This window comes from Azoarcus sp. DN11, from assembly GCF_003628555.1.
In the GTDB taxonomy this organism is placed as follows: Bacteria; Pseudomonadota; Gammaproteobacteria; order Burkholderiales; family Rhodocyclaceae; genus Aromatoleum.
The window spans coordinates 3481088-3497933 of record NZ_CP021731.1; the positions used below are offsets into that span (position 1 = coordinate 3481088).

Here is a 16846-nt window from a genome sequence, read left to right on the forward strand (position 1 = left end):
CCACCCTCCTCCTTTGGTGTGGATTTAGCCCGGACCTTCAAACGTCCGGGCTTTTTCTTTTCCGGGCCAGCCTGCGCTGGCTTGCCAGCCCCCGAGTCCGGGCGAGTGCGCGTGGTTCGGATCGGGTTGAAGTCCCGTTGAAGGCGACGCAACGGCCCGCATGAACGCGCGGGAACGCACGCCAGGAGGCATGGCTTGCGATCGGTCGATGGCGGTCATTTATGCCTCAAATCACCCCATGAGAACTTCTCACATGCTTATAGTTGCATAGCGCAACTTTTTTGTTTAATCTTTCAACTGTCTCCTCCACCCCTCTCCTCCTTTGGTGTGGATTGCAGCCCGGGCCCCCTCCAGAGCCCGGGCTCTTTTTTTTTCCTGGTCAGGCCGCGGTCGGCACCTTCGCTTCCGCATCGCCAACCGCCTGCTGGCTCCGCACCTCGGGGTAGTAGCACATGTAGCCGCCTGCGCAGTGGCTCGGTGCGTCGCGCAGGCCGACGGCGAACTCGCGTACCGCGTCTTCCGGCTCGCCGGCCGCGATCCGCTCCAGCACGCGGGCGACGAGCTCGACGCTCTTGATCTTGCGCTCGCTCGCACCCTCGCGGCCGGCGATCTTCACCGCATGCACACCGGCCGCATGCATCGCCGGCATCGCGCAGACGCCGCACGGTCCCCAAGGGTAGCCGTTCGGCGCGGTCGAGAAGCCGTTGCCGAAGCGGTACCACAGCCAGCGCTTGTAATCGAGGTCGTTCTGTTCGAGGCGGCGCAGTGCGCGCTCATGCGGCTGGCCGCCGTCTGTTGCGCGGTATTCGAACTGGTAGTTGTCGATGCAGATCGGGCCGCCCTTGTTCATCGGCAGATGCACGGTATGACAGGTGCCTTCCTCGAACACGCAGCCGTCGTTGAGGACGAAGGCTTCGATGTCGAGGTCGGGCAGCGCTTCCGTGATCGCGCCGATCTCGGCGACGGTGACGTCGCGCGGCAGGATGATGCGGTTCGCCCCGAGCGCGGCGAAGAAGCGCGCGGACTCGACGTTGCGGCAGGTGGCGACGGAGCTGACGTGGATGTCGAGGTCCGGCACGTTGGCGGCGAGCGAGGCGATCAGCGAGATGTCGGCGACGATCGCCGCCTTGCCGCCGATGCTGCGAAAGCGCGTGCCGATCTCGGTGAGCGCGTCGAGATGCTGCTCGCCGTATTGCTGGGCGTTGAGGACGAGGAAAACCTCGGCGTCGAGCGCCGTGGCCTTGTCGACGACGCGTTCGAGATCCGCGTAGCCGTTGAGATTGCCGAACACGCGGCGATTCACGCCGGAGGTGTTGAACCGCTGGATCCAGTCGGGCGGGACGACGCCGCAGTAGAGTTCGCGGGCACCCGCGCGCACGAGCGGTTCGACTTCGGCCGGGGTGCTGATGGGGGCGGTAATTCGCATGTCAGGCTCCCGAGAGGACGATGCGGTTGACCCAGCCGTTCTTCACCGCTTCGGCAACGGCAGTGGCCATACCCTTCGCGTGACGGTAGTACATCGTGTTGCCGCGTTGCGAGGTGGGGAGTTCGTTCGTGCCGGGCCGTGCGCCGACTTCGTTGAAGCCGAGGCATTCGCGGCGGCACTTGTGGCCGGGCGAGAATTTTTCCGGGGAGTCGAGCGAGAGCGAGCCCAACTTGCAGATGCGCCCCTTGGCGATGTAGCCGTAGGGCGCGCGCACGCCGACGGGAAAATCGATGCCGGCGTACATGTCGGCCGCGCCGAAGGGCGGGAAGTCGAGTTCGAGGCGGCCGATGCCGAGCCCGTCGAGGATGTCGCGGAAGGGGCCGGCGCGCAGGCCGTTGGGGTACATGCGCGCCCAGGTGGCGGACGGCAGGCGCGGGTCCTTCAGCATCTTGCCGAGCAGGCGTCCGGCGACCGGCCGCAGATCGGGGAACTCGCGCTGCACGAGGCGCGCGATGCCCCAGTCGTTGACGGTGACTTCGGCGCCCGCCGGCAGGCGTGCAAGCGCCGCGCGCAAGGGCGGAAACAGGCCGTCGCAGGCGATGGGCGTGACGAGGCCGAAAGTGAGGCCCCAGCGTTCGCACAGCGCGACGGCGCGGTCGATGGCTTCGACGCTCGGCAACAGGTGTTCGCAGAACTCGCTGCCGAGGAAGAAATGCGTCGGCTCGGCGTCGTCGGGGAGCGCGACACAGTCGCGGGCCTCGCCCAACGGGTCGAGGTAATCGTCGCGGGTGAGGCGTTCGTGGCGCGCGAAGGACGCGAGTTCGCGTTCGTCGACGAGGGCGAAGCCCAGTTCGATCGGTCGGGTACCGCTGTCGGGGGTGGGGGTGTGCTGTGTGCTTGTCATGAATCGATCTCCGCGATTCTCTTGTGTTCCCGCCCATGCCAGCTGGCGCGGGCGGCGAGGAGTTCCACGAGCCCGTCGGGGCGCGCGGAGGGAAAGTCGGCGAGGACGCGTGCGACGATGCCGGTGAAGCGCGCCGCCGCCATGCTGGCGCCGCCAGTCGCTCTTGCGGGACCCGCGGGCGAGCAGCCCCAGCCGGCGCCGCCGGACGTCTCGCCCTGCAGCAGCGACCACTGCCCGGGGGCGCAGCGCGCATCGCCGCTGACGGAGAGCACGCCGGGATAGGTTGCGGGGAATACCGGCGTGCCGCGCGCCGGCGCTGCGGCGACGAGCACGACGCCTTGTGCGAGCGCACGGGCGCAGGCGTCGCGCAAGACCGTGCGGTCTTCGAGCAGGCCCAGGCTCAGATTGACGACACGCGCGCCCTCGCCGGCACACCATTCGATCGCGGCGGCGACCATCGCAGGCGTGGGGGCGTGCTTGTGCGAGGCGATGCGGGCGTCGATGAGGCGCGCCGCCGGCGCGGCCTCGAGCACGAGCGCCGCCACGGCTTCGCCATGCGGCAGCGGGCGGCCACCCACGGGCGCACGACACACGTTTCCATCGGGAACCGGCGCAAAGCTCGCCGCCCGATGCAGCACGTGCGAAGGTACGCGCGCGAAGCCGCCGTCCACGATGCCGACCATGACGCTCATACGATCCTCAGCAAGGGTGCGGCGGGCCGGGTCGGCACATGCTCGACGAGGCGGCCGTCGCGCAGCTCGACGACTCGGTCGACCGCGCCGACGGACGCGAGGTTGTGGGTGATGACGATGCGGGTGCGATCGGCGAAGACATGGTCGACCGCCCCGATGATCGCCTGCGCGACGGGGAGGTCCAGCCCGGAAGTCGTCTCGTCGAGGATCAGCACTGCCGGGTCCTGCAGGATCGCGCGGGCGAGCGCGATGCGCAGGCGTTCGCCACGCGACAGGGCCGCCGCGGATGCGCCGACGGGCCGGTCGAGTCCGCCGGCGTGGGCGAGCTTCGCGAGGCCGGCGAGATCGAGCGCACGCAGCAGCGCCGGCTCGTCGGCGCCGGGGGCGACGAAGCGCAGGTTGTCGCGCACGCTGCCGGGCGTCAGCACCGGCTCCTGGTCGACGACGACGACCTGCCGACGCAGTTCGGCGAGGTCGAGCAGATCGAGACGCACGCCGTCGAGTAGCAGGCGTCCGGCCTGCGGGTCGTAGTGGCGCTGCAGCAGGTCGATCAGCGTCGATTTGCCGGCGCCGGATGCGCCGACAAGCGCGAGCTTGGTGCCGGCCGGGATGTCGAGCGTCGCGCCGTCGAGCACCGCCTCGGCGCCATAGCCGAAGCGCACGGCGTCGAGCCGCAGTTCGCCGCGCACCGGCTGCGCGAGCGGGACGGCGTTCGCCGGAGACTGCACGGTCGGCTGCTCGGCGGCGAGCTCGCGGATGCGCTGCAGGCTGACCTTGGCGCGCTGCCAGCCCATGAACACGCCGGCGAGCGTCTGCAGCGGCCCGGCGGCGCGCGTCGTGTAGGCGATGAAGGCGACGACGACGCCGACCGACAGCTCGCCCGCCGCCGCCATCGAGCCGCCGACCGCGAACACCAGCAGCACGCCAATGCCCGACAGCAGACGCTGCAGGCCGCCCGCGCCGAGAGACGCGAGTTGCGAGCGGCGCAGCGCGGCGAAGTAGTCGCCGTGGTGCGCGCGCAGGCCCGCCTCCTGCCGCCGCGCGGCGTTGGACGCCTGGATGAACTTCATCGCGCGCAGCGATTCGACGAAGAAGCTCGACATCGCGGCGCTTTCCTTGCGCATCGCCTGCGCGCTTTTTTCGAGCCACGGGCGCGTGAACATCAGCGCCGCGACCTGCAGCGGGACGAGCGCGAAGACGAGCGCCGTGAGCAGCGGGCTCAGGGACAGCATCAGCACCAGTGCGACCGTGAGCGAGAACGCGCCATTGAGCAGCGCCATCGGTGCGTCGAGGGCGAAGCGCTGCACTTCGGCGACGTCACCGTCGAGGCGCGACAGGATCTCGCCGCCGCGCGTGCGGGCATAATAAGTGGGCGCGAGGGTCTGCAGGTGTCGCCAGACCTGCTCGCGCAGGCCGAACAGGACGTGGGCGGAGAGCTTCAGGTAGGTGAGCCGGGACAGCGTTTCGACGAGCACGCCGCCGACCATCAGGACGAGGAAGGCCGCGCAGAGCCACAGCACCAGACCGACCTTGCCGCCGACGATGCCGTCGTCGACGAGACGCTGCGTGAGGTAAGGCGGCAGCAGCGCCGCAGCCGAGCCGATGCACGACAGGACGACGACGCCGGCGACCATGCGCGCGCGTTCGCGCACCAAGGGCAACGCCCAGGCGAGGGCCTGGTGGGGCAAGGAGCGGCTGCCGTTCAGCGGGATCATTGTAAGCGCCTCCAAACCCACAGGGCGGATGAGCCGAAGGCCGAGGCTGCCGGATGAGCTGCCGAACCCGCGGCCGACATTTGGCGGAAGGCGCTCCGCTTTTCCGCCCTACGTCCGTCGCCATCGGCACGGCGCAGCCCCCGACGGGAGGCACTTCGTGCCGAGGCGTCCGCCACGCGTCCAACGAGGCGCGGCGTGCCTCCCGTCGGGGGCGCGTTCAAGCCTCGCAGCGCATGAATCGGCATCCCGATCACCGCTCAGCGCTTCACCACCCGCATCCAGCCGATCGACTGGTCCGCCCCGCCGGGCATCGTGATCTCGCCCTTCTTCTCCAGCGTCTCCGCGTCGTGGATGGACACCTTGTCGAGCGCGCCGCCGACATAGACCTCCTTGCCGTCGCCCGAGATGTTGATCGCGTAGAAGGTCTGAGGCAGCTCGACGCGTTTGAGCAGCTTGCCGGAGTCGGTATCGACCTTGCTCAGCTGGTTCATCACGAGGAAGGCCTCGTTGCGCCGGGCCGGGTTGATCACCGACGAGAACATCACCGTCGTCGCGTTCTCGAACTCCCTGACTTGCAGCGTTTCCGCGTCGAGGTCGAACATCGCGATGCCGGCCTTGAACGCTTCCGGCGAATCGGGCGGAACGTCGGTCTTGGCGACGAAGTACGGTGTCGACAGCACTCGCGCCTGCTCGTAGGTGCCCCACATCGCCAGCACGTCCGGCTCACCCATGCCCGGCCGCTCCCAGTGCCGGATCGGGAAAGTCTTCTCGAGCTTGCCGCTCTTGGTGTTGAAGAGATACATGTCCCAGCCGAGCGCAATCACGTGATCCGGATTGCCGGTCGGCGCGAGCAGGCTGATGCGGCGCGGCGCCGGGAAGGTGCGGCGCGGCTTCGCGTTCAGGCCGTCGGCGGTGTCGAAGACGGCGATGTAGGTGTCCTCGACCTGGTACTCGGAGCGCCCGAGCTGCACTGGCGCCTGATGGGCGTAGAGCTCCTTGCCGTCCTCGCTCACGGTGACGGCGAAAAAACCCTTCACGCGCCGCTGCGGCGTCGAGAAGTCGGCGCGGAACACCGGCTTGCCGGTATCGAGATCGACGCCGACGACGCTTTCCATGCGATTCGTGAGCACGTACGCGACCTTGCCGTCCTTCGGCACGGAGATTGCGCCGGGGATGCCGTCGCCGGGCAGCACGATCGTGCGGATCACCTCGCGCTTCTCGGGATCGATGACGTGCAGGTTGTTCGGGCGCGTGACGGTCAGGAGGTATTCCTTGGCGAACGCCGGCAGCGACGCGGCCGCGCAGCATAGGACCACCAGCGCCGCTCGCGCCTTCTTGATGGGCAGCATCCTCATCGCTCAATCTCCCGGGAAAAGCGTCTGCAGTTCGCGCCAGTCACGCAGCGCCGAGTTCTTGCCGTCGGTCCAGTCACGCGCGGTGTTCAGGCTGTCGGCGAGCTGCGCCGGCCACCAGCAGGGGTCGGTGCAGCCGTAGAGATCGGCTTCCATCGGCTGGCACAGGCTGGCCAGTCCGCCGAAGGCATCGACTTCCCAGCCGGGGTCGAAGGTCGTCGTGCAGCCGACGACGCTGCTCATCAGCTGCACTTCCTCGCGATGGCCGTCGCTGGCCGCCTGTTCGATCAGGTGCGCCTTGTGGTTCAGGGCTCGCAGTCGTTTCATTGCAGGGCACTCCTTTGTTCGAGGGCGGCGTTGAAGAACGCCGGGTTGGCGAGCGCGATCTCGCCGAAGGCTTCGAGGCCGAAGGCCGTCCATGCGCGGATCTGGTCGCAGTATTCGAAAGTCGGCTGGAAGGGGTCGCCGGAGCGCGAATACGATTCGTGGTAGCAACCGCCCGCGCACAGGCTGCGCGCGGGGCAGACCTGGCAGGCGCCGTGCGGGGCCTGGGCGCGGGTCATGAACTGCGTGAGGGACTCGCGGGCGATGCCGTTGTCGACGTCACCGAAGGTCTCCAGCCCGGAGCCGGTGAAACGGTGGCACAGCGAAATCTTGCCGCTGGTGCCGACCGCCAGCAGACCGACGCCGGCGCCGCAGGGCAGCACTTTCCGCGTGCCCATCCACAGGTCCGTCATCAGCTGCTGCATGTTGCCGAAGCCGTGACGACGGCCGCGCTTGGCCTCGCTGATGTACTCGCGCCCCAGAGCCTTGAAGGCTTCGAAGACGATGTCGAGTTCCTCACGGCTCAACCCGACCGGCGAATCGGGGCCAGCGGTCGCGGGCGCGAAGCCGACTTCGAAGAAACCCAGCTCGTCGTGGAGATGCTTGTAGATGGCGGCGACGTCGAGGTTGCCGGAGGCAAGCGTGACGCGTGCCCCGACCGGCTTCGATTTGTAGCGTTCGAGCAAGCGCTTCACGCGCATCGCGACCGTCCTGTAGGTGCCGCCGCCGGCGATCGTGCGGCGATGGCGATCGTGCTGCGCCTGGTCGCCGTCGATGCTGACGGTGATGCCGAAGCGGTGCGCGTCGAGGAAGTCGATGATCTCGTCGGTGAGGAGCGTCGCATTGGTCGTCAGCGAGAACTCGGCCTCCTTGCCCGCCGCGGCGGCCTTGTCCTCGGCATATTCGACGAGGTCGCGGATCACCGCGATGCGCGTCAGCGGCTCGCCGCCGAAGAAGACGATGCCGACGCGCTCGTTCTCGCACGCCTCGTCCATCAAGAGGTCGATCGAGCGCGCGCCGGTCTGGAAGTCCATCACCGAGGAGTTCTTCGGCGAGGTCAGGTCCTCGCGGTAGCAGTAGCTGCAGCCGAGGTTGCAACCGGTGGTCAGCGTCAGCACCAGCGTCTTCAGCGGCGAACGTTCGACGATGCGCGCCGGGATCTCGTAGTGCTTCGGCTGCGGCGCGACGATGCCGAGGTCGATGAAATCGCTCAGGCTGTCGCACAGCTCGGCGGGCGTGTAGCGGCCGTCGAAGCGGCTCTGGATGTCGTCCGCGCTGACCGCGGGCGTCGCCTCGAACAGCCCGAGCAGCTCGGATGCGGCCGGATCGAGCTCGAAGATCGAGGTCGTCGGCACGTGCAGCAGCACCTGCCGGTCGCCCTTGCGGACCGCACGGTAGTTGTGGGGTTGGATCTGGAGCGTTGCCATGTTCTCTCTCCTGACTCGTCAGCGCAGCGGCGTCGGGTTCCAGCGCTGCACGGTGACCATCAGGTGCCCTTTTGCATCGAGCGCGCGCTCTCCGTCGGCCACGGTCGCGACGACCGCGAGGTTGCCGACGTTATTGAGGCCGCGGCGGTTCGGATTCGGGCCCGCGAAAGCCGGCAGGAACTGGCCATGCGGCTCCATGTGGCCGGCGAACTTCAGGTCCTCGTCGTGCTTCGCGCGCTCGTCGAAAGGTTCGGCCGACCAGGTTGCGGGGACGCTGCCGAGACGCACGTCGTCGTCTGTGCCGGCCTTACCGTCCGGCCCGTTGAGGTAGGCGACCGCATCGAACTGCGCGGACGCCGGCGGATTCGTGCCACCGCCCAGACGCGCGATCGCGAACGCGGGCTCGACGCGCACCGAATCGATCTGCCGGTACACCGCCAGCGTCTGCCCCGACTCGCGGCCACCGACCGCGACCTTGCGCACGCCCTGCGGCGCATCGGTCGCGACCTTCACACGCAGCTTCAACACGTCGGCCGACTTGCCGAGCCATTCGACGACTTCCACGCCGGGGCCGAGATCGACCTTCGGGTCGAGCCCGGCGCCCGCAACCGTCACGGTCGCCGTCTCACCCGCACGCAGCATCTTCGGGCTCACCGAGACGACCGCGTTCTTCGCCGCCTTGTCGGACCGCAGCGCTTCGAACGTCGCACCGATCTCCTCGGCGTTCTTCAGGAACCAGCGCCCGGAGATCCGCGAGCCGTCCTCGCTCAGCGCGAAAACCGCGCGCGTGTCCTCGTTGCCGAGCCGCGTCGAACCGCGCCATTCGTAGCCCGTGTAGATCACCGCATCGCCGTGGCCACGCACCGTATTGCCGGGCCCGAAGTGCAATTCGTAGTTCACTTCGTACTTGTCCTTGCCCTTCGGGACGGCAGTCATCGTGCCGGTATAGGGGCCCCAGCCGGGCCGCTCGCCCGCGACCACCCAACGGCCGTCGGCCGGGCGGTGCTTCGCACGGCTCCAGTCGCGCCAGGCATCGGTGTTCTTCGGATACAGGCCCGCCAGCCGCCCCGGCATCTTGTCGCGGGCGATCTCCCACCAGTTGCGGTCGCGTCCGAGGGCTGAGTATTCGGCGCTCGGGAACTGGCCGAGGTGGGTGTGCATCAGCTTGCGCCATTCGTCCTCGTCGCGGCGCTGCAGCGCGACGCGCCCGAAGCTGTGGCAGCGGCCGCACATCTGGGCGAATTCCTCGTCGGGCGGCGTGTCCTGCGTGTTCGGCCGGCGCTCCATCAGGGAACGGAACGCGGCGCTTTCCGCTGGCGCCAGACCCTGGCGGTCGGCGAGGTACTTCACGACGGCGCGGCGCTCCTCGGTCGTGAGTTCGACCTTGTGCCAGATGCCCATGCGCGTAACCGTCATGTCCCAGCCTTCGGGCGACTTGCGGATCTCGGGGATGCGCGTGAGCTTGCCGCCCTCCAGGTGACAGCTCACGCATTTCTTGTCGATCACGTCGCGTCCGGGGTCCTGGGCCGCCACGGCGGCTCCCCCAAGTCCGATCGCCAGCGCGAGCGCGCCGACACTGCGCAGAGTTCTGCGCGTAATTTTTCTGGTCTCCGCCTTCACTTCTGTCTCCACTCTCCGGTGAGTCAATGCGCTCCCCGCGCGCTGGCGGGAAGCGCCTCCCTCACTCACAGCGCCATGATCACGGACTTGGATTCGGTATACAGGTCGAGCACCGCCCGCCCCATCTCGCGGCCGATGCCGGACTGCTTGAAGCCGCCGAAAGGCATCGCGTTGTCGAGAATGTTGTGGCAGTTCACCCACACCGTGCCGGCCTGGATCTTCGGGATCAGGCGATGCACGCGCGAAAGGTCGTTCGACCAGATGCTCGCGGCGAGCCCGTAGGGCGTGTCGTTCGCGCGCCGAGCAACCTCGTCGAGATCGTCGTAGGGCATCGCGACGACCACTGGCCCGAAGATCTCCTCGCGCACGACCTTCATGTCGTCGGTCGTATCGACGAGCACCGTGGGTTTCACGAAGTAGCCCGCGCCCTCGCCCGCCGCACCGCCCGTCGCGGCCCGCGCGCCCTCACTGAAGCCGCTCTCGATGTAGCCCAGCACGCGCTTTTGCTGCGTCGCCGACACCAACGGGCCGATCTGCGTCGCCGGGTCGATGCCGGCGCCGAGCTTCATGCTCGCGGCGATGCCGGAGAGGCCTTCGAGCACCTCGTCGAAGCGGCTCTTATGCACGAAGAGGCGCGACCCCGCCGTGCACACCTGGCCCTGGTTGAAGAAGATCGCCTGCGCGGCACCGGCCGCGGCCATGCTCACATCCGCGTCGTCGAGCACGATCACCGGGCTCTTGCCGCCCAGTTCCAGCGACACGCGCGTCATGTTGTCGAGCGCGGCCTTGCCGACGAGCTTGCCGATCTCGGTCGAACCGGTGAAGGCGACCTTCTCGACGCCCTGGTGCGACGCGAGCGCCGCGCCCGCGGTGTGGCCCAAGCCGGTGACGACGTTCAGCACGCCCGCCGGGTAGCCCGCCTCCAGCGCCAACTCCGCAAAACGCAGCGCCGACAGCGGCGTTTCCTCCGCCGGCTTCAGCACCATCGTGCAGCCGGTGGCGAGCGCCGGCGCCACCTTCCACGCCGCCATCAGCAGGGGAAAGTTCCACGGGATGATCGCGCCGACCACGCCGACGGGCTGGCGCCGCGTGAAGCCGAAGAACTCGCGGTCGCGGATGATGGGCACCGACACGTCCATCGTCGAGCCTTCGATCTTCGTCGCCCAGCCCGCCATGTAGCGCAGGAAATCGACCACCAGCGCGACGTCGACATGGCGCGCCATCATCACCGGCTTGCCGTTGTCGAGCGACTCGATCTCGGCCAGTTCCTGCGCGTTCGCCTCCACGAGGTCGGCGAATTTCAGCAGCAGGCGCTCGCGGTCGACCGGGCGCATCTTCGGCCAGTCGCCGCTCTCGAAGGCGCGTCGCGCCGCCGCGACGGCACGGTCGATATCTGCCGCTCCACCTGCCGGCACGCTGGAAAACTTCTCGCCGCTCGCCGGATCGATCACCGCCAGTGTCTCGCCGCTCGCCGCCTCCAGCCATTCGGGGCCGATCAGCATGCGCTGCGGACGCTGCAGAAAGCGCCGCGCGCCTTCGCTCAGTTGCTGTCCGTGGTAACGCTCCATGAATGTGTCTCCTCTGTCTTATTGGTTGGTCTTTCGAAACGATTCGCAGGGCCGATGAGCCGAAGGCCGGATCTGCCGAAGACGATTCAGGCGTCCGGCCCGTCGTCGATCAGCCCGGCACGCGCCACTGCTGTCGCCCGCGCCGCATCGACGGCATCCGAATCGAGATCGAGCTGCTGCGCGAGCCGCGCCACCAGGCGGTCTTCGAGCCGCGCGAGGTCACCGTCCGCGTAGACGACTTCCCACAGCATCGTCAGCACCTCGCGCCGCTCGGCGGCGTTGAAACCGGCCCGCACCGCCTCGGCGAATTCCCAGTCGTCGAGCGCTTCGGCATAGCGCTCGTCGGCAACCCGAAGGAGCTCGCGCACGGCCTCGTCGGGCAGGGAAAAGTGCTCGCGCAGCAGGCGCCCGATCGCCGCCTGTTCGTGTTCGCTCGCGCGGTGGTCGATGTACATCACCTCCAGCAGCAAAGCGGCGACCGCGATGTGCCGGCGCTTGAAGGGCCCTGTTTCGAGTCCTTCGGCCTGGAGTTCGCCCGACAGCAGCGCCATCAGTTTGTTGAACATGCGTACGCCTCCCTGTCCTGGTTATTTGCCGGGAACGAGCCGCTCGACGCCGAGCTGACCGGCGACGACGACGGCCCCCGTCGGCGCCGCGACGACGGCGGCGAGGTTCTGGCGGTCGGGGCGGACCTCCAACTGGAAAGGCGCCGTCCCGCTGCCGCGCAGCACGACCCCGCCCGCACCGACGACGATCAGGCCGCCGTTCGCGAGTGCGATCCCCGACGTGAGCGACTGCTCGGTCCCGGTATCGCGCACCTGCCAGCTGGTGCCGCCGTCGCGGCTCGCGATCACGCGCCCGCTCATGCCCAGCAGCACGATTTCGCCATCCGTTCGCTCCAGTCCGCTCCACAGCGAACCCGACACGCCGGTCGCGAGCCTGGTCCAGCTCGCGCCGCGATCGGTCGAACGGAACGCGACGCCGGTTTCGGCCGCGATGAAGAGCTTCCCGTCGCGGGTACCGAAGATGTGGTTCAGATGCAGGTCCCCATCGTGGCCGCTGCCCACCGCCAGGCGCGTCCATTTGTGACCGCCATCCCGCGTCACGAATGCCGCGCCGTACGCGCCGACCGCGTAGCCGCGTTGCGCGTCGGCGAAATACACCGACAGCAGCACCGGCTTGTCGTCCAGCGTCACCTGCACCTGCCAGGTCGCACCGCCGTCGGCCGTCGCGAGGATCACGCCGCCGTGGCCCACCGCCCAGCCGTGCGCCTCATCGACGAAATGCACGGCGGTCAGCAGCGTGCTCACCGGCACCTCTGCCTGCTGCCAGGTCCTGCCCTCGTCGGCCGAACGCACGATCGTGCCGTAGTCGCCGACCGCGACGAGCGCACTGCCCGCGCGCACCAGTCCCGTCACCGGCACCTTCGCCGCCAGCCGCGCCTTCATCGCCGGCGCCGGCACTTTCGCCGCTTCAGCCGGTGCGGCTGCGAACACCGTGGCGCTGGCCGCCAGACACAGGCCCAGCAGGGCCTGCCCGATACGATTGCCTGTCTTCATCGCGTCCCCCCTCAGTGGGCCATCAGCGGCGCACGGACGGGGCCGCGGCGCGGGATCAGCACGTCGATCGTCACCGCCAGCGCGGGCAGCAGCGTGATCGCCATGATCATGTTCATCATGAACATGAAGGTCAGCAGCATCCCCATGTCGGCCTGGAACTTCAGCGCCGAGAAGGACCAGGTCGCCACGCCGATCGACAGCGTCACCGCCGTGAATACGGTCGCCACGCCGATCTCGCGCAAGGCTTGCTTGAACGCGGTGACGATGTCCTCGCCGTGCGCGAGGTGCATCTGCAGCCGGTTGTAGATGTAGAACGCGTAATCGACGCCGATCCCCACCGCCAGCACCATCACCGGCAGCGTCGCGACCGTCAGGCCGATGTCGAGCGCCTTCATGAACCAGTAGCCGAGGAAGGTCGCCAGCGTCAGCGGCAGGCAGCACGCGACCATCGCACGCCAGTCGCGATACACCGCGAACACCAGCACCAGGATCGTGGCATACACGTAAAGCATCATCGGCAGCTCCGAGTGCTCGACCACCTCGTTGGTCGCGGCCTGCACGCCCGCGTTGCCGCTCGCGAGCCGCACCGTCACACCGGGGAAAGGCTGGGTCTCGCGGAAGTGCTTCACCGCCGCGACCACCTCCTTGATCGTCGACGCCTTGTGGTCCGCCAGATACAGGTTCACCGGCAGCAGCGTGCACTCCGGGTTGAAGAGGCGCATGCCTTCCGGCACCTGGCGCACCGCCTCGCCCAGCGTCAGCTCCTCCTGCGGGAGCGCGGCCCATTTCGGATTGCCTTCATTGACGCCCGAGGCCGCGAGCTTCGTCATCGCCGGCAGCGATTGCGCCGAGAGCACACCCGGCACGTTCGCGAGATACCAGGTCAGGCGGTCGACATGGCTCATGATGTCGTGGCGGTAGCAGCCATCCGCGGGCGACTCGACCACCACCGTCAGCAGGTCCAGCCCGAGCGCGTAGCGCGCGACCACCGCCTCGACGTCCTGGTTGTAGCGCGAGTCGTTGTGCAGTTCGGGCGCCCCCGGCAGCACGTGGCCGACGTGCCGCCCCTGGCTCTGCCACACCGCGACCGCCAACAAGGCGAGGCACACCAGCGTGCCGATCGCGGCGTTGCGCGGATTGGCGATATGCACGCCGAGCGACGCCATCATGCGGTTGCGCAGCGCCTCCATCTTGGTCGCGCGCAGCACGAAGCGCTCGTCGAAGCGGAAGTAGCTCGCGACCACCGGCAGCATGATCAGGTTCGTCACGATCTTGTACGCAACGCCCACCGACGCCGTGATCGCGAGCTCGCGGATCATCGGGATCGGCACCAGCACCAGCGTCGCGAAGCCGACGAAAGCGGTGATCAGCGCCAGCGTGCCCGGCACCAGCAGGCCGGTGAAGCTGCGGCTCGCGGCGGTGTAGCCGTCGGCGCCGTTGATGACCTCCTTGGCGATGTAGTTCACCTGCTGGATGCCGTGCGACACCCCGATCGCGAACACCAGGAAGGGCACCAGGATCGCCAGCGGATCGAGGCCGAAGCCCAGCAGCGTGATCGTGCCGAACTGCCACACCACCGACACCAGCGAGCACGACAGCGGCAGGAAGGTCAGCAGCCAGGAGCGCGTATACCAATAGACGGCCGCGGCGGTCAGCAGGAAGGCGAGCGCGAAGAACTCGATCACGCTCGTCGCGCCTTCCGAGATGTCGCCCATCTGCTTGGCGAAGCCGATGATGCGGATCCTCACGTCGGCGTCGCTGAAGGTGTCACGCACCTCGCGCTCCAGCCGCTTGCTGAACTCCGCGTAGTCGAGACGCTCGCCGGTCTGCGGATCCGGGTCGGCGAGTTCCGCGACCACCATCGCCGACGATGAATCGTTCGCCACCAGCGAGCCGATGAAACCGCCGACGATCGTGCGCTCGCGGATCGCCGTGATGTTCTCCGGCGTGAGCGCCTTCACCGTGACGTCGCCGCCGATCACGTCCTCGGCCTTCATGCCTTCTTCGGTGATCTGCACCGCCCGCGTGTTGGGCGTCCACAAGGACGTCACCGTGCGCCGGTCGACGCCCTTCATGAAGAACAGCGCCTGCGTCACGTCGTACAGCTTCGTCAGTGCCTTCTCGTTCCAGATGTCGCCCTGCTTCGCCTCGACGGTCACGATGATGCGGTTTGCGCCGAACAGCACCTCGCGATACTGGTTGAAGGTCTGGATGTATTCGTGGTTCTGCGGCAACTGCTTGTCGAAGCCCGCGCTCATGTGCAGGCGCGACGCGAACAGCGCCATCACCACGGTAAAGCCGAGCAAGGCAAGCAGGATCGGCAGGCGGTGCCTGAAGCACACGCGCTGCATCGTCCGCACGAGTCTCTCTATCATTTCGGGTTATCCGTTGGGCCGGCCCTGCGGAAGTCACGCTCCCACAGGGCCGGCAGGTGCATCAGAACGAGTACGAAACGCTCGCCGCGAGGAAATCGCGGTCGCGCATCAGGTTGTTGGCCCCGCCGCCGGAGAAGGTCACCCACTGGATCGCCCCCTTCCACGCATCGCGGTAGTTCGCGAACAACGACAGCGTCAGCGCCTTGCGCCCCTCGACGAAGGGCAGCCCGTTCGGCGTCGTGCCGCGGACGTCGTGGGCCCAGTCGATCTGCGGCGTGAGCGTGACGCCGGAGCCCCACACGTTCGGGTAGTTCAACGCGGCCTCGACGACGTAGCCCCACGAGGTCTTGTTCGGCAGGGAGTAGTCCGGCAGGAACAGCGGCGTGCGCCCGCTGGTGTCGAGCCCCGGGTAATACGCGACCGCGGTCTCGGCGAGGATGAAGCCGTCGGTCGCCCCCAGTGCCTTCGCGACGCCGCCGAGTGGGTCGTTGTGCGAGAAGGTGTAAAAGCCCGTGAGGTGGAACTGGTACTTCTCCTCCTCGATGAAGCCCGGGTTGCTACCGTGTTCGTAGATGCTGAACTTGCTCGACGGCCCGCCGAAAATGTTGCCGAAAGGCACCGTCGGGTCGATGCCGACGCTGTCCTTCGGCCGGTACGACAGCTCCGCGCCGACGGCGATGTTCGCGAGCTTGGTGTTCGCCGAAATCGCGTACAAATCCTTGTCCTCGCCGTAGGCGATGAAATACCCGGTGACGGCGCCGGCGGTATTGCCGGTGAAGCCCAGGAAGGGCAGTTTGTCGTGGTAACGCTGGTAGGTGAGGGCGAACTCGGTGTCGATCTCTTCGGCGTTGTAGCGGAAGTTCACGCCGTACTGGCCGGTCTTCTTCGGCTCCTTCGTGCCGAGGAAGGGCACCGCGATGCCGGCCGCGACCGCCGCCGCATCCGAGATGCCCGGATTGTCGCCGCAATGCCCGGTCGGCAAGCCGGCACAGGCGCCCGGACCGGCAAAGGCCTCGACGATGCTGGTCGGCACGTACGCCACCCGTCGCCCCTTGCCGAGCACGTCCGCGGTCGAGAAGAAGGAGCCCACCGGATCGAACTTGAAGCCGTTCCAGCGGAACTGGTAGTACGCCTCCGCGCCGAGCCTCTCCGTCAGCGCGAGCGAGGCCGACAGCATCGGCGCCGGGATGAAGATCTCCTTCAGCTGCGTCCCCGGCACATGGAACTTCTGCAAGTCGATGGCGTTGATCTGGTTCACGCCGCCGACGATGAAGATGTCCTCGCCCCAGGAGATCACCTGGTTGCCGAGCTTGACCTTGCCGCGCCGGTCGCCGAGGGTGAACTCCTTGGCCACCCACAGGTCCAGCAGCGTCGCATTCCCCGTTGCCTCGTTCGCGGCATCCGTGCGGCGCGTGTCGTCCGACTTCGTGTCCACGAACCAGTTCACACGCGCCAGCGCGCTCCAGCCGTCCCCGTATTTCAGCGACAGGTCGTGCGTGCCCTTCAGCACCGCCGAGACGATGTCGTTCTTCTTGAAATTGAGGTTGCCGTCGTCGAAGTTCGTGAAATTGAAGTCGGCGTTCGCGTAACCCAGGCCGTTGCCCAGGTTGAACACCTTCGACAGTTCATTGTTCGCGCCGTTGTTGCAGCCGCCGCTGTCGTTGCCGAGAGTCTTGCAGCTCGCCGACTGCAGCCGGCTGATCACGCCGTACGAGATCGTGCTGTCCAGGCTGCCCGAGATCCCGTCCTCGGAGCCGAAGCGAAACGCATGACTCGCCGGCGACCAGCACGCCGCCGCAACCGCAACTGCCAGGATCGAAGGCGCGAGCGGGCCCCGACGATCCGAAATCGTCCTCTTCTTCATGGAGATTCTCCCTGGGTGGA

Annotated in this window: 13 protein-coding genes; all 13 read right to left on the reverse strand. The window is 67.8% G+C overall.

Features of this window, described 5'->3' with window-relative positions; genetic code table 11:
- Window positions 1-379: 379 nt before the first annotated feature.
- On the reverse strand, window positions 380-1426 hold the full coding sequence (locus CDA09_RS16030) for a U32 family peptidase (RefSeq protein ID WP_121429568.1): 1047 nt from the start codon (window positions 1424-1426) through the stop codon (window positions 380-382).
- Between the two features lies 1 nt (window position 1427).
- Window positions 1428-2330 carry a hypothetical protein gene (locus CDA09_RS16035; RefSeq protein WP_121429569.1) on the reverse strand — a complete coding sequence of 301 codons (903 nt, stop codon included), beginning with the start codon at window positions 2328-2330 and terminating at the stop codon, window positions 1428-1430.
- Window positions 2327-3022, reverse strand: a complete 696-nt coding sequence (gene qhpE / locus CDA09_RS16040; protein ID WP_121429570.1) for a subtilisin-like serine protease QhpE — start codon at window positions 3020-3022, stop codon at window positions 2327-2329. The genes CDA09_RS16035 and qhpE overlap by 4 nt, the downstream gene beginning before the upstream one ends.
- On the reverse strand, window positions 3019-4737 hold the full coding sequence (locus CDA09_RS16045) for an ABC transporter ATP-binding protein (protein ID WP_121429571.1): 1719 nt from the start codon (window positions 4735-4737) through the stop codon (window positions 3019-3021). Before CDA09_RS16045 ends, qhpE begins: the two co-directional genes overlap by 4 nt.
- A 257-nt stretch (window positions 4738-4994) precedes the next feature.
- A complete protein-coding gene (peaD, locus tag CDA09_RS16050) occupies window positions 4995-6092 on the reverse strand; it encodes a quinohemoprotein amine dehydrogenase subunit beta (protein ID WP_286164173.1) in 1098 nt (365 codons plus the stop codon).
- Window positions 6093-6095: 3 nt separating this feature from the next.
- Window positions 6096-6416 (reverse strand): quinohemoprotein amine dehydrogenase subunit gamma, encoded by a 321-nt coding sequence (gene qhpC, locus CDA09_RS16055; protein ID WP_050416581.1) that lies wholly within the window; start codon window positions 6414-6416, stop codon window positions 6096-6098.
- A complete protein-coding gene (gene peaB / locus CDA09_RS16060; protein WP_121429572.1) occupies window positions 6413-7840 on the reverse strand; it encodes a quinohemoprotein amine dehydrogenase maturation protein in 1428 nt (475 codons plus the stop codon). The genes qhpC and peaB overlap by 4 nt, the downstream gene beginning before the upstream one ends.
- Before the next feature lie 18 nt (window positions 7841-7858).
- Window positions 7859-9460: a quinohemoprotein amine dehydrogenase subunit alpha gene (gene peaA, locus CDA09_RS16065; protein ID WP_121429573.1), complete on the reverse strand. Its 1602-nt coding sequence runs from the start codon at window positions 9458-9460 to the stop codon at window positions 7859-7861.
- A 65-nt stretch (window positions 9461-9525) separates the two neighbouring features.
- The gene (locus CDA09_RS16070; protein ID WP_121429574.1) at window positions 9526-11028 is read right to left on the reverse strand and encodes an aldehyde dehydrogenase family protein; all 1503 of its coding nucleotides are present in this window, start codon (window positions 11026-11028) and stop codon (window positions 9526-9528) included.
- 86 nt (window positions 11029-11114) lie between these two features.
- Window positions 11115-11594 (reverse strand): tellurite resistance TerB family protein, encoded by a 480-nt coding sequence (locus CDA09_RS16075; RefSeq protein WP_121429575.1) that lies wholly within the window; start codon window positions 11592-11594, stop codon window positions 11115-11117.
- Window positions 11595-11615: 21 nt separating this feature from the next.
- Entirely contained in the window at window positions 11616-12587 is a 972-nt protein-coding gene (locus CDA09_RS16080; RefSeq protein ID WP_121429576.1) for a WD40/YVTN/BNR-like repeat-containing protein, read from the reverse strand.
- Window positions 12588-12598: 11 nt separating this feature from the next.
- Entirely contained in the window at window positions 12599-14962 is a 2364-nt protein-coding gene (locus CDA09_RS16085; RefSeq protein WP_121429577.1) for an efflux RND transporter permease subunit, read from the reverse strand.
- A gap of 61 nt (window positions 14963-15023) precedes the next feature.
- Window positions 15024-16826 (reverse strand): DUF1302 domain-containing protein, encoded by a 1803-nt coding sequence (locus CDA09_RS16090; protein ID WP_121429578.1) that lies wholly within the window; start codon window positions 16824-16826, stop codon window positions 15024-15026.
- Window positions 16827-16846: the final 20 nt, after the last annotated feature.

Excerpts from the sequence above, each read along its gene's own strand:
- CDA09_RS16085 (WP_121429577.1), bottom strand. The coding sequence starts at position 14,962 with ATGATAGAGAGACTCGTGCGGACGATGCAGCGCGTGTGCTTCAGGCAC.
- peaD (WP_286164173.1), bottom strand. The coding sequence starts at position 6,092 with ATGAGGATGCTGCCCATCAAGAAGGCGCGAGCGGCGCTGGTGGTCCTA.
- CDA09_RS16030 (WP_121429568.1), bottom strand. The coding sequence starts at position 1,426 with ATGCGAATTACCGCCCCCATCAGCACCCCGGCCGAAGTCGAACCGCTC.
- CDA09_RS16080 (WP_121429576.1), bottom strand. The coding sequence starts at position 12,587 with ATGAAGACAGGCAATCGTATCGGGCAGGCCCTGCTGGGCCTGTGTCTG.
- CDA09_RS16075 (WP_121429575.1), bottom strand. The coding sequence starts at position 11,594 with ATGTTCAACAAACTGATGGCGCTGCTGTCGGGCGAACTCCAGGCCGAA.
- peaB (WP_121429572.1), bottom strand. The coding sequence starts at position 7,840 with ATGGCAACGCTCCAGATCCAACCCCACAACTACCGTGCGGTCCGCAAG.
- qhpE (WP_121429570.1), bottom strand. The coding sequence starts at position 3,022 with ATGAGCGTCATGGTCGGCATCGTGGACGGCGGCTTCGCGCGCGTACCT.
- CDA09_RS16045 (WP_121429571.1), bottom strand. The coding sequence starts at position 4,737 with ATGATCCCGCTGAACGGCAGCCGCTCCTTGCCCCACCAGGCCCTCGCC.
- CDA09_RS16035 (WP_121429569.1), bottom strand. The coding sequence starts at position 2,330 with ATGACAAGCACACAGCACACCCCCACCCCCGACAGCGGTACCCGACCG.
- CDA09_RS16070 (WP_121429574.1), bottom strand. The coding sequence starts at position 11,028 with ATGGAGCGTTACCACGGACAGCAACTGAGCGAAGGCGCGCGGCGCTTT.
- qhpC (WP_050416581.1), bottom strand. The coding sequence starts at position 6,416 with ATGAAACGACTGCGAGCCCTGAACCACAAGGCGCACCTGATCGAACAG.
- CDA09_RS16090 (WP_121429578.1), bottom strand. The coding sequence starts at position 16,826 with ATGAAGAAGAGGACGATTTCGGATCGTCGGGGCCCGCTCGCGCCTTCG.